This is a genomic window from Bacteroides sp. OM05-10AA (genome assembly GCF_003439055.1).
Lineage (GTDB): Bacteria > Bacteroidota > Bacteroidia > Bacteroidales > Bacteroidaceae > Bacteroides > Bacteroides intestinigallinarum.
Window position 1 is genome coordinate 1 of sequence record NZ_QSUR01000010.1, and the last position, 12,418, is coordinate 12,418.

The 12,418-nt window shown below is 42.6% G+C and carries 13 protein-coding genes and 1 riboswitch; of the genes, 11 read left to right on the forward strand and 2 right to left on the reverse strand.

All coding sequences use genetic code 11. From position 1 onward, the window contains the following. The 11 genes from DXB58_RS28125 to DXB58_RS09440 all read left to right on the forward strand — a co-directional run. Positions 1–207, forward strand: a 207-nt coding sequence (locus tag DXB58_RS28125; protein ID WP_233527268.1) for a hypothetical protein, incomplete at its 5' end; no start/stop codon positions are given. Continuing rightward, the gene (locus DXB58_RS09395; RefSeq protein WP_233527269.1) at positions 155–1,828 is read left to right on the forward strand and encodes an RHS repeat protein; all 1,674 of its coding nucleotides are present in this window, start codon (positions 155–157) and stop codon (positions 1,826–1,828) included. The genes DXB58_RS28125 and DXB58_RS09395, both read left to right, overlap by 53 nt. A gap of 75 nt (positions 1,829–1,903) precedes the next feature. Beyond that, complete coding sequence (locus DXB58_RS09400; RefSeq protein ID WP_004295710.1) at positions 1,904–2,521, forward strand: superoxide dismutase; 618 nt, start codon at positions 1,904–1,906, stop codon at positions 2,519–2,521. A 150-nt stretch (positions 2,522–2,671) separates the two neighbouring features. Then, the gene (locus DXB58_RS09405) at positions 2,672–4,654 is read left to right on the forward strand and encodes a HAMP domain-containing sensor histidine kinase (protein ID WP_183042735.1); all 1,983 of its coding nucleotides are present in this window, start codon (positions 2,672–2,674) and stop codon (positions 4,652–4,654) included. A 55-nt stretch (positions 4,655–4,709) separates the two neighbouring features. Further along, a riboswitch (TPP riboswitch) is annotated at positions 4,710–4,803 on the forward strand. Between the two features lie 60 nt (positions 4,804–4,863). Beyond that, positions 4,864–5,064 carry a sulfur carrier protein ThiS gene (thiS, locus tag DXB58_RS09410; protein ID WP_004303537.1) on the forward strand — a complete coding sequence of 67 codons (201 nt, stop codon included), beginning with the start codon at positions 4,864–4,866 and terminating at the stop codon, positions 5,062–5,064. Positions 5,065–5,068: 4 nt separating this feature from the next. Further along, positions 5,069–5,686: a thiamine phosphate synthase gene (locus DXB58_RS09415; protein WP_117935691.1), complete on the forward strand. Its 618-nt coding sequence runs from the start codon at positions 5,069–5,071 to the stop codon at positions 5,684–5,686. A gap of 159 nt (positions 5,687–5,845) precedes the next feature. Continuing rightward, positions 5,846–6,619, forward strand: a complete 774-nt coding sequence (locus tag DXB58_RS09420) for a thiazole synthase (protein WP_004295706.1) — start codon at positions 5,846–5,848, stop codon at positions 6,617–6,619. Between the two features lie 13 nt (positions 6,620–6,632). Further along, entirely contained in the window at positions 6,633–8,330 is a 1,698-nt protein-coding gene (gene thiC / locus DXB58_RS09425; protein ID WP_122136654.1) for a phosphomethylpyrimidine synthase ThiC, read from the forward strand. Positions 8,331–8,427: 97 nt separating this feature from the next. Continuing rightward, positions 8,428–9,552, forward strand: coding sequence for a 2-iminoacetate synthase ThiH (gene thiH, locus DXB58_RS09430; protein ID WP_122136655.1), 1,125 nt, complete (start codon positions 8,428–8,430; stop codon positions 9,550–9,552). 4 nt (positions 9,553–9,556) lie between these two features. Further along, positions 9,557–10,249, forward strand: a complete 693-nt coding sequence (locus DXB58_RS09435; protein ID WP_122136656.1) for a HesA/MoeB/ThiF family protein — start codon at positions 9,557–9,559, stop codon at positions 10,247–10,249. Positions 10,250–10,311: 62 nt separating this feature from the next. After that, positions 10,312–10,920 carry a thiamine phosphate synthase gene (locus tag DXB58_RS09440; protein WP_004295702.1) on the forward strand — a complete coding sequence of 203 codons (609 nt, stop codon included), beginning with the start codon at positions 10,312–10,314 and terminating at the stop codon, positions 10,918–10,920. Positions 10,921–11,056: 136 nt separating this feature from the next. Here the strand turns inward: DXB58_RS09440 and DXB58_RS09445 are convergent, their stop codons facing one another. Beyond that, positions 11,057–11,629 (reverse strand): porin family protein, encoded by a 573-nt coding sequence (locus DXB58_RS09445; protein ID WP_004295701.1) that lies wholly within the window; start codon positions 11,627–11,629, stop codon positions 11,057–11,059. Positions 11,630–11,823: 194 nt separating this feature from the next. After that, positions 11,824–12,339, reverse strand: coding sequence for an outer membrane beta-barrel protein (locus DXB58_RS09450; protein ID WP_074557033.1), 516 nt, complete (start codon positions 12,337–12,339; stop codon positions 11,824–11,826). Between the last annotated feature and the right edge of the window lie 79 nt (positions 12,340–12,418).

Consider the following 12,418-nt stretch of genomic DNA (forward strand, 5'->3'; position numbering starts at 1 on the left):
ACCGGTGAAATAAAAAAGAGATTACCACCAAATTTGACGAAGAACCGAATTTTCATCACTAACTATTTTAACCTAACACCAAAAAGCAATGAAAAGAAGTATATTTTTATCGATTATTTTGAGTTTGTTTCTGGTCGCCTGCATTCCACAGGCAATGGCACAAAAGCAGAGTCGCCTGGAAAAGCTGCTAAGGTATCTGAACGATAATGACGCCGACAAATGGCAGAAAAACCGTGATAAGATAGATGACGAGACACAAACCTATTATGCCGAGGAACTGGCATTATTGGATGTGCTCAACGGATTGTGGAACGAGCAAAGCGAACAGGCTGCCATCAACTATTTCGGATGCTACGAAAGGGCAACGAAAGCTTATTTTCCCAATATCTGTGAAGAAGAGAAAATACAACTTTCCAACGTACAAAACAAAGCAGAACTGGCCGTTATCTCCATTCTGGAAGCTTCGAAAGATCAAATTCCTTTTAGCAAGACGTTGATGGACAGTATCCGGTCAAGCGGTTATCCGGGAGATTCTGCCATCTTGCAAAAGGTGCGGGACATCCGTGAAATGGCTTTACTGGAAGGTATGCTGAAAACACCTACGCTGAATATTTATCAAACGTACATCACGGAATATCCGAACGGCAAATTTATCTCTCAAATCAACACTGCGGAAAACAAACGGCTTTACCAGATTGTAAAGAGTAATCCGACATCAGCGAATTTCAAGGCATTTTTTGATAACGCCAACATGCAGAAATTCTTCACGGATAAAGATACGCGTCCATTCCTTCCGGAAGTCCGTGCGTTATACGATGATTTTCTGTTTCAAGGGATCGACAGCCTCCGGGAGAAAGGAAACGCAACAGACATTCGGCAGATTATTGACGAGTATAAGCAATCACCTTACCTGACTTCCACAGCACGTACTCATCTGGATGACCTTGAATATCTTAGTGAAAAAGCTGATTTTGAGCTTTTAAAAGCTGCCATTGTCAATTCCGAATCTTTGAGTATGCTGCAGGATTTTCTTTGCACACACAGGTATAAGGAATTTCGTGACCAGGCCAATGCACTACGGACACCGTTTATTCTGCAAACAATCATATCCACTCCTACTTCCGTGAAATACTATAATGGAGGACGATTGATTAAGTCTGCGGAAAATGACAGTACGGGAAATACCTCGACCACTTATTCGTATGACGATAAGGGGCAGCTCATTTCTACATTGTCGCTTACCGTAAAGAACGGTCAGCTAAGCAATGAAATACAAACGAACAGATTATACGATCCGCAAGGTCACTGCATCTTTGAAGTGCAAACGAGTCCGAAAACCAAAACGGATCTATACCGGCGGACACGCCGTATCGGCACGGACGGAAGTATCGAGAGTGATTCGCTCAAGTATACAGATGGAAGAGTCATCATAAGTTCCTATAATAAACAGGGGTTATTGACCGAAACCAAAGAGTATAATAAGAATGGAGAACTTCAGGCGTACACCGCAAACAAATATGATGATAAAGGCAGATTGATTTCATCCCAACATCAAAATCTGCTTTTTGCTAATTCTTCGGATCAGATTATTTCACAAAAAGATGCTTATGAATACGATAAATACGGTTATCTGACACAGATCGTTTACCAACGGATTTTAGGCAATAACCAGAAAACATCGGGATGCCTGATCTGCCTGTACGATAAATACGGAAACCAGATCGATAGCAATTCTTATTATGAATATGATAATACGGGCCAATGGATCTGCCGGACCGACCGCGAGCATCCGAAAGAAGTGGAACGTATACAGTACATTTACAAATAAAGTAAGATGCTGTGAACATTTTGCAAAGGGCTTCTGTTATTATAGTATAACAAGCCAATTAAAACTTGTAACATTATGAATACTATATTAATGTCTTTAATTATGATGACCATGACTTACGAAATGCCTAAACTTCCTTACGCTAACAATGCGTTGGAACCTGTAATCAGTCAGCAAACAATAGATTTCCATTACGGAAAGCATCTACAAACGTATGTAAATAATCTGAATAGCCTCGTGCCCGGAACAGAATATGAAGGTAAAACGGTAGAAGAAATCGTTGCAGCCGCACCGGATGGAGCTATATTCAATAACGCCGGACAAGTATTGAACCACAACCTGTACTTCCTGCAATTTGCCCCGAAACCTTCGAAGAAGGAACCGGCCGGTAAACTGGGAGAAGCTATCAAACGTGACTTTGGCAGCTTTGAAAACTTCAAGAAAGAATTCAATGCAGCAGCAGTCGGATTGTTTGGTTCAGGATGGGCTTGGCTATCCGTAGATAAAGACGGTAAACTGAAAATCACTAAAGAGGGGAACGGCAGCAATCCAGTACGTGCCGGTTTGAAACCACTTCTCGGATTTGACGTTTGGGAACACTCCTATTATCTGGATTACCAGAACCGCCGTGCCGACCACGTAAACGCCCTGTGGGATATCATCGACTGGGATGTGGTTGAAAAAAGAATGTAATTAAATTTACAAGCTAAACTATACTTATGGAAAAGGTCGTTGTGTTTTTCACAGCGACCTTTTCTACAGATTAAAAAGAACAGACTTTTATTGTATATCAGATGCATTAGTTGTATTTTTGCAACTAATAAAACAACATAACAAACAATTATGATACTGTATAAAAGAAAAAAAATACGATTTATTGTCTCCATTGCTGTACTCCTTTTCCTCCCCCTTTTCGGCAATGCTGCCACCACAGAAGAATCTGAGGAAGAAATTCTGTTTATCACCTCTTATAATTCTGACACTAAATATACCTACGATAACATCAGCACATTTGTAGAAACCTACACCCAATTGGGAGGAAGATATTCGACCATGGTAGAAAATATGAATGCAACAGACTTAACGCAGGCGCATCAATGGAAAAAAACATTAACTGATATTCTGGACAAACATCCGAAAGCCAAATTAGTTATTCTCCTGGGTGGTGAAGCATGGAGCAGTTTTCTTCATCTCGAAGATGAAAAGTACAAGCAGCTTCCTGTTTTCTGTGCAATGGCATCACGCAACGGTATCCGTATTCCGGAGGATTCGACCGACATCCGAAGCTATAATCCTGAAAGCATCAACTTAATGGAACGCATGAAGGAATACAACGTAAGATATTGTAGCACATACGAATATGATATCAAAAAAGACATTGAAATGATACAGAATTTCTATCCGGAAACAGAACACCTTGTATTTGTATCGGATAACACATACAACGGACTTGCCGAACTGGCATGGTTCAAGAAAAACCTGCAACATTTTCCACAGTTGTCTATCACCTACGTCGATGGCCGCATCCATACACTCGATATGGCTGCCAGTCAATTGCGCAATCTTCCCAGAAACACAGTCATGTTGCTTGGCATCTGGAGAATCGATAACCGGGGTATTACTTACATGAATAACTCCGTTTATGCTTTTTCCAAAGCCAATCCTCTCCTGCCTATGTTCAGCATGACTTCCACTGCAATAGGTTACTGGGCTATCGGAGGATATGTCCCGCAATATGAAGGAGTGGGACAAAGCATGGGAGAATATGCCTACCGCTTTTTAGACCAGAAGGAAACTGATATCAGCAGTATCAATATCTTACCCAACAGATATAAATTTGATGCGAAGAAACTAAAGGAATGGGGATTTGAAAACAAGAAGTTACCTGTTAACTCAATGGTAATCAATCAGCCCATCCCGTTCTTTGTGGCCTATAAGACAGAAGTGCAATTCATCCTGATTATATTTCTCGTATTAGTAGGAAGTCTAATGATTTCGCTGTATTACTATTACCGGACTAAAATCCTGAAGAATCACCTTGAAAGAACTACGAAACAACTACGGGAAGATAAAAAGAAGCTGGAAGAGTCTGAAGTCGAATTGCGTGATGCTAAAGAGCGCGCCGAAGAAGCTAATCAGCTGAAAAGTGCCTTTGTTTCGAATATGAGCCACGAGATACGGACTCCGCTAAATGCTATTGTCGGTTTCTCCAGCCTGATTATCGGTTCGGTAGAGCAGAATAACGAACTGAAAGAATACGCAGATATTGTCCAGACCAACTCTAATCTGCTGCTCCAACTGATTAGTGATGTACTGGATATATCACGCCTGGAATCAGGAAAGCTGCAATTCAAATATGAATGGTGTGAGCTGGTGAACCATTGCCAGAATATGATTACCCTGACCAACCGAAACAAGACAATGGATGTAGACATCAAACTGCAAATGCCTAAAGAGCCTTACATGCTCTACACAGATCCCTTGCGCCTGCAACAGATTATTATCAATCTGCTGAACAACGCCTTGAAATTCACTCCTGCCGGAGGAAGCATTACGCTGGATTATGAAGTGGACGAAGAAAAGCAATGTATGCTGTTCTCGGTAACTGATACCGGCACCGGAATCCCCGAAGATAAACAGGAGCTGGTATTCCAACGTTTCGAAAAGCTGAATGAGTTCGTACAGGGTACAGGATTGGGACTGGCTATCTGCAAACTGACCATCCAATATATGGGAGGTGATATCTGGATTGACAAGAATTACAAAAATGGTGCCCGATTTATCTTTTCTCATCCTATCAAAAAACAGGAATCAACAGAAAAATGAAAAAAAATCGACTGATTTAGTGTTTTTCTGTTTCTTTTTCACTTACTTTGCCCCCGTAAAGACAAAGGGGTGCCCCATGAGGGGCTGAGATTATACCCTAGGAACCTGAGGCAGTTAGTACTGACGTAGGGATTGTGTTTCTTCTTATCGCCTTTCCATTCAAGCACGCTCTTTGTATTTACTTTCAACTTATTTATTCTGATAGGACAATGAAAGTACAAGTGAACAACAAAGAGGTGGAAATTACTCCCGACTCTACCCTTACACAACTGACAGCACAGCTCGAACTTCCGGTTCAAGGCATTGCTATCGCCGTAAACAACAAAATGATTCCCCGTACCGAATGGGAGGGTTTCATATTGCATGAGAACGATAACCTGGTGATTATCAAAGCTGCTTGCGGAGGATAAGGGAATGGTCAGTCTACAATTTATCACGCATCAGACCGAACGGTACTCGTACCTCGAATCGGCACGTATGGCACTCGAAGGCGGGTGCAAATGGATCCAACTACGCATGAAAGAGGCTCCTCTCGAAGAAGTGGAGGCAGTAGCCCTGCAACTGAAACCGCTTTGTAAAGAGCACGAAGCAATCCTGGTTCTGGACGATCACGTTGAACTGGCGCGAAAGCTGGAAGTGGACGGTGTGCATCTGGGCAAAAAGGATATGCCTATCGACCAGGCCCGCCAAATTCTTGGAGAGGCTTTCATTATCGGCGGCACTGCAAATACATTCGAAGATGTTGTACAGCACTATCGTGCCGGTGCCGATTATCTTGGCATCGGTCCTTTCCGGTTTACTACCACCAAAAAGAATTTAAGCCCTGTACTGGGATTGGAAGGCTATTCCTCCATCCTTTCACAGATGAAAGAGGCGAATATCGAAATCCCCGTAGTAGCGATTGGAGGAATCACTTATGAGGATATTCCTGCCATACTTCACACAGGAGTAAACGGGATAGCTCTATCGGGAACCATTCTCGGAGCGGATAATCCGGTAGAAGAGACACGTAGAATCATTGAAAGTGATTAATGGAAATTTATAGAAACGCAGATTAACGCAAATTTTCGCAGATTATTAGAGGGCTACGCTATGTTGGAGAACTTAATTTTTTGCGAAAATTTGCGTTAATCTGCGTTTCTATAATTGTCTGCAAAATTAGCATTTAAATAATCAACTAAAATATAGAGAATGGAAAAGTTAGTAATTGCGGGACGCGAATTTAACTCCCGTCTTTTCCTGGGAACAGGAAAATTCAATTCCAATGAAGTAATGGAACAAGCTATTCTGGCTTCAGGCACGGAAATGGTTACTGTTGCCATGAAACGAATCGACATGGACAACAAAGAGGATGACATGCTGAAACATATTATTCATCCGAATATTCAGCTATTGCCCAATACTTCCGGTGTACGTAATGCAGAAGAGGCTGTTTTTGCAGCACAACTGGCTCGCGAAGCCTTTGGAACAAATTGGCTGAAACTGGAAATTCACCCGGACCCACGCTATCTGCTCCCTGACTCTATCGAGACACTGAAAGCTACGGAAGAACTGGTAAAACTGGGTTTTATCGTATTGCCTTATTGTCAGGCTGACCCTGTACTCTGCAAACGTCTGGAAGAAGCGGGCGCAGCTACTGTTATGCCGCTCGGTGCACCAATCGGTACCAATAAAGGATTGCAGACCAAAGAATTCCTGCAAATCATTATCGAACAGGCAGGTATCCCGGTAGTCGTAGATGCAGGCATCGGTGCACCCAGTCATGCTGCCGAAGCAATGGAACTGGGAGCTTCCGCTGTATTAGTTAATACCGCAATAGCCGTTGCCGGAAATCCGGTAGAAATGGCAAAAGCATTCAAAGCGGCTACAGAAGCCGGAAGACAGGCTTACGAAGCAGGATTAGGGTTACAAGCCGTCGACTTCGTGGCAGAAGCAAGTTCACCTCTAACGGCTTTTCTTGATTAAAAACGAATAAACTATGGAACAAAAAGTAAAATTCCCCCGCTCGCAGAAAATCTATTTACCCGGTAAACTTTATCCGAATATCCGTGTAGCGATGCGGAAAGTGGAACAAGTGCCCAGTGTCAGCTTTGAAGGCGAAGAAAAGATAGCAACACCGAACCCGGAGATATATGTATATGATACCAGCGGACCGTTCAGCGATGCAGATATGAGCATTGATCTTAAAAAAGGACTGCCCCGTATGCGTGAAGAATGGATTGTAGGCCGTGGTGATGTGGAACAACTTCCCGAAATTACTTCGGAATACGGACAAATGAGAAGAGACGATAAAAGTCTCGATCACTTACGTTTCGAGCACATCGCTCTGCCCTATCGCGCTAAAAAAGGAGAAGCAATCACTCAAATGGCATACGCCAAAAGAGGGATTATCACCCCTGAAATGGAATATGTGGCAATCCGCGAGAACATGAACTGCGAGGAATTGGGAATTAAGACCCACATTACTCCAGAATTTGTCCGTCAGGAGATTGCAGAGGGACGTGCTGTATTACCGGCCAATATCAACCACCCGGAAGCTGAACCGATGATTATCGGACGCAACTTCCTTGTGAAAATCAATACGAATATCGGAAATTCAGCTACTACCTCAAGCATAGATGAAGAAGTGGAGAAAGCATTGTGGAGCTGCAAATGGGGTGGCGATACCTTGATGGATCTTTCCACAGGAGAAAATATCCATGAAACACGCGAATGGATTATCCGTAATTGTCCCGTACCCGTCGGCACGGTTCCTATTTATCAGGCACTTGAAAAGGTGAACGGCATAGTGGAAGACCTCACCTGGGAAATCTACCGGGATACATTGATTGAACAATGCGAACAAGGTGTAGATTACTTCACCATTCATGCAGGGATCCGCCGCCATAATGTTCATCTTGCCGATAAGCGGTTGTGCGGTATTGTCAGCCGTGGAGGAAGCATAATGAGTAAATGGTGTCTCGTACACGATCAGGAAAGTTTCTTATACGATCACTTTGATGATATTTGTGATATCCTGGCACAATATGATGTAGCCGTTTCTTTAGGCGACGGACTTCGTCCGGGTTCCATCTACGATGCGAACGATGAAGCACAGTTTGCCGAACTGGACACCATGGGAGAATTAGTGCTTCGTGCCTGGGATAAGAATGTTCAGGCATTTATTGAAGGCCCCGGACACGTTCCGATGCATAAAATCAAAGAGAACATGGAACGTCAGATTGAAAAATGCCATGACGCCCCATTCTATACACTCGGCCCGTTGGTGACGGATATTGCTCCCGGATACGACCATATCACTTCTGCTATCGGTGCCGCACAAATCGGATGGCTGGGTACGGCTATGCTTTGTTATGTCACTCCGAAAGAACACCTTGCCTTACCCGACAAAGAGGATGTACGCGTAGGAGTCATTACCTACAAGATAGCCGCTCATGCCGCTGACCTGGCAAAAGGACACCCGGGTGCACAGGTACGGGACAACGCATTGAGTAAAGCTCGCTATGAGTTCCGCTGGAAAGATCAGTTCGACCTGTCTCTCGACCCGGAACGGGCGCAGACCTATTTCCGTGCAGGACATCATATCGATGGAGAATATTGTACGATGTGCGGACCTAATTTCTGTGCAATGAGACTGTCACGCGATTTAAAGAAAAGCGCTAAAACCAACAAATAATGAGTGGGGAGAAACAGAAAGTCAGCCCACTGACCGAACCTGCCCTCCCCTCATTTCAATTTTCAATTTTTAATTTTCAATTCTCAATTTAATAAGAATGTTCTCCGACGAATTAGAAAAAATATCCTGGGAAGAGACGACAAAAGCCATCTATTCCAAAACAGATGCCGACGTACGCCGTGCATTGGGTAAAAAAGAGCATCTGGATGTCAACGACTTTATGGCGCTGATTTCACCTGCCGCCACTCCTTATCTGGAAGTGATGGCACGCCTTAGTCAGAAATATACGATGGAACGGTTCGGTAAGACTATCTCCATGTTCGTACCGCTCTACCTGACTAATTCATGTACCAACTCCTGTGTCTATTGCGGTTTCCACATCAGCAATCCGCTGAAGAGAACGATACTGACAGAGGAAGAGATTGTCAACGAATACAAAGCCATCAAACGACTGGCTCCTTTTGAAAATCTACTGCTCGTAACCGGTGAAAACCCGGCCGCAGCAGGTGTTCCCTACATTGCCCGGGCGCTGGATTTGGCAAAACCTTATTTCAGCAACCTGCAAATTGAAGTAATGCCCCTTAAAGCAGAAGAATATCAGGAACTGACTAATCATGGTCTGAATGGAGTGATCTGTTTTCAAGAGACTTACCATAAAGCAAATTACAAGACATATCATCCGAGAGGCATGAAGTCTAAATTCGAATGGCGTGTAGATGGCTTCGACCGCATGGGACAGGCAGGTGTACATAAGATTGGTATGGGTGTCCTGATCGGTCTGGAAGAATGGCGGACAGACGTAACGATGATGGCTTATCACCTGCGTTATCTGCAGAAGCATTACTGGAAAACAAAATACAGCGTAAATTTCCCGCGCATGCGTCCGTCTGAAAATGGCGGATTCCAACCGAATGTAGTCATGAACGACCGGGAACTGGCTCAACTTACATTCGCTATGCGAATCTTCGACCACGACGTAGATATCTCCTATTCCACCCGTGAAAGTGCAGAAATCCGAAATCACATGGCAACGCTCGGTGTTACAACCATGAGTGCGGAGAGTAAAACTGAACCGGGAGGATATTACAGTTATCCTCAAACCCTGGAACAATTTCACGTAAGTGACGAGCGAAAGGCGGTTGAAGTGGAACGTGACTTGAAGAAACTGGGGCGCGAACCGGTTTGGAAAGATTGGGATCAGTCTTTTGATTTTAAAAGATAGGCAGATGCGGTACGATAGACAAATCATACTTCCCGAAATCGGAGAAGAAGGTCAGAAGAAACTGCAGGAAGCCAAAGTGCTTATTGTAGGTGTGGGAGGGCTAGGCTCTCCCATCGCTCTCTACCTGGCAGGCGCCGGTGTGGGATGTCTCGGACTGGTAGATGACGATTTGGTAAGCATCACTAACCTGCAACGACAAGTTCTCTATTCCGAAAAAGAATTGGGTAAACCGAAAGCTATCTGTGCAGCGGAACGGCTCTCCGCTCTCAACAACGAGATCAGAATACATCCCTACTCTACCCGGTTGACGAAAGAAAATGCTTATCATATCATTCAGGAATATGATATAGTAGTCGACGGCTGTGATAACTTTGCCACCCGCTACCTGATTAACGATATCTGCATTGAACAGAAAAAGCCATACGTATATGGTGCTATCTGCGGCTTTGAAGGACAGGTTTCTGTATTCAACTATGGAAATCAGAAAAAGAACTACCGGGATCTTTATCCCGACGAAGAAGAAATGCAACGAATGCCTCCTCCGCCCAAAGGTGTGATGGGGGTTACTCCTGCCATTGTAGGAAGCGTTGAAGCTACGGAAGTGCTGAAAATAATCTGTGATTTTGGAGATGCTTTAGCCGGCGAACTATGGACTATCGACCTGCGGACATGGCAATCTAACAAATTTTCACTATAAAGGTTGGTTTCTGACATAGTTAATTAGTAACTTTGCTAAGCAATCCAATTTTAACAAAAGAAATGAAACTAATTGTAGTTACCACCCCTACCTTCTTCGTCGAAGAAGATAAGATTATTACCGCTCTTTTCGAAGAGGGGCTGGATGTCCTACATCTTAGGAAGCCGGAAACTCCGGCTATGTATTCGGAACGGCTATTGACACTTATTCCGGATAAATATCACCGCCGTATCGTCACGCATGAACATTTCTATCTGAAAGAAGAATTTAATCTGATGGGTATCCACCTGAATGCACGTAATCCCAAAGAGCCGCATGATTATTATGGTCACATCAGCTGTTCGTGCCATTCAGTGGAGGAGGTAAAAAACAGAAAGCATTTTTACGACTATGTTTTTATGAGTCCTATTTATGACAGTATCTCTAAAGTGAATTACTATTCAACATATACTGCCGAAGAATTGCGTGAAGCACAAAGAGCCAAAATTATCGATTCGAAAGTGATGGCATTGGGAGGTATCAATGAAGATAATTTGCTGGAGATTAAAGATTTCGGTTTCGGAGGAGCCGTCGTATTAGGAGATCTTTGGAACAAATTCGACGCCTGTCAGGATCAGAACTATTTAGCCGTAATCGAGCACTTTAAAAAGTTGAAAAAGCTATCAGATTAATAAAAAGCCGATAGTAAACTGACTGTGCATTCCTATTGTATATCCAATAAAGGAAATGACTTTCTCAATCATAAAATAAAAAAGCCGCTGCGAATTGTCTTCTGCAACGGCTTTCTGTATTTTCGGTGTTTTCTTATCAGAACTTATATCCTACGATAATAGAGAAATTCATGTTTTTAGGATTGCCAACTTTTTCCACATCAACCAGACCAAATTGACCATCCAAGCCTGCAATGATTCTACCAAATTCCAATGCAACTCCTACACCAAGACCTGCATCAAAACGCTTCAAAGCATCATCACCAAAAGTATCGACTTTACGTTCCGTATCATTACCTAAGTCAAACTTTGTTTTACCGGCAATACCACAAGCAAAATAAGGACCTGCATTCACCACCAGATTAGTATTATCTGCTACATTAAAACGTGCAGCAGCCATTACTGGCAATTCCAAATACATTGCATTAATGCTATTGCCATCTTTCTTTGCACCTTTACTAGTTAAGAATAATGAAGGTTGCAGTGACCATGTATCAGTAAAAGCATATTCAAAACCTCCACCAAGTTTGAATCCAACCTTTGCATTCAGATCAAGATCACCGGTGTAATTACTAAAGTTCATACCTACTTTGGCATTCCAACCTGTAATTTGAGAGAAACCTGCCACTGAAATCAGTGCAAATAAAACAAACAAAACACTCTTCTTCATAATTTTAAAGTTTTAAATTAATACTAAAGGTTTTTAGTAACCTCCTTGTTTAACAATACAAATGTATAATTGTAATTCGTATTAAACAACTTTTTCGTTAATAAGTGCGTAAAGTATAGAGATTATACATAAAAAAAGGGAATTCCCTATTTTTGAGAACTCCCTTTCCTATTTGTTGAATTGTTTTCTTCTTATTAGAATGCGTAATGGAAACCAATTGAAAGATCTTCACTGGTAAGTTCAAGACCAAAAGAATCTCCTAGCGTATTTATATTTCTACGATATCCCAGGAAACCATACTTGGCAATGAAAGAGAAGTGATCGTTCAATTTAACAGCAATACCCGGTCTAAGTCCCACTTGTCCGGCTTTAGTAGTGTCTCCGTCTTTAACCTTCACGAAGCCGAGAGCAGCAGTTCCGTCCAAGAATAGGCGAACCGCACCGGTTTCACAGTAAGTCCAACGAATGTATGGAGCAACAATAACTGAATTCTTTGTTAATCCTCCATTATAATTATGTGAATAATCCAATTCAGCACCCAATGCCCATGTCTCATTAAAGTTATATCCAACTTCCGGAGCAACTTTAAAAGAAGTAGTGTTGCCTGTGCTGTTACGCCAAACGTTCAAAGATCCGCCTACGTAAATGTCTTGTGCTTTTACAGCGATAGTTGCTAACATTACAACTACCAATAATAAACCCTTTTTCATTTTCTTTGTTTTTTAAAATTAAACGTTAGACCCCAATTCGGTCGATTTCTGGGGTGCAAATGTAAAGCTGTTTTTATGA

Bases quoted from the DNA above. Each gene is read 5' to 3' on its own strand.
- DXB58_RS09395 (WP_233527269.1), top strand. From the start codon at position 155: ATGGCACAAAAGCAGAGTCGCCTGGAAAAGCTGCTAAGGTATCTGAAC.
- DXB58_RS09400 (WP_004295710.1), top strand. From the start codon at position 1,904: ATGAATACTATATTAATGTCTTTAATTATGATGACCATGACTTACGAA.
- DXB58_RS09405 (WP_183042735.1), top strand. From the start codon at position 2,672: ATGATACTGTATAAAAGAAAAAAAATACGATTTATTGTCTCCATTGCT.
- thiS (WP_004303537.1), top strand. From the start codon at position 4,864: ATGAAAGTACAAGTGAACAACAAAGAGGTGGAAATTACTCCCGACTCT.
- DXB58_RS09415 (WP_117935691.1), top strand. From the start codon at position 5,069: ATGGTCAGTCTACAATTTATCACGCATCAGACCGAACGGTACTCGTAC.
- DXB58_RS09420 (WP_004295706.1), top strand. From the start codon at position 5,846: ATGGAAAAGTTAGTAATTGCGGGACGCGAATTTAACTCCCGTCTTTTC.
- thiC (WP_122136654.1), top strand. From the start codon at position 6,633: ATGGAACAAAAAGTAAAATTCCCCCGCTCGCAGAAAATCTATTTACCC.
- thiH (WP_122136655.1), top strand. From the start codon at position 8,428: ATGTTCTCCGACGAATTAGAAAAAATATCCTGGGAAGAGACGACAAAA.
- DXB58_RS09435 (WP_122136656.1), top strand. From the start codon at position 9,557: ATGCGGTACGATAGACAAATCATACTTCCCGAAATCGGAGAAGAAGGT.
- DXB58_RS09440 (WP_004295702.1), top strand. From the start codon at position 10,312: ATGAAACTAATTGTAGTTACCACCCCTACCTTCTTCGTCGAAGAAGAT.
- DXB58_RS09445 (WP_004295701.1), bottom strand. From the start codon at position 11,629: ATGAAGAAGAGTGTTTTGTTTGTTTTATTTGCACTGATTTCAGTGGCA.
- DXB58_RS09450 (WP_074557033.1), bottom strand. From the start codon at position 12,339: ATGAAAAAGGGTTTATTATTGGTAGTTGTAATGTTAGCAACTATCGCT.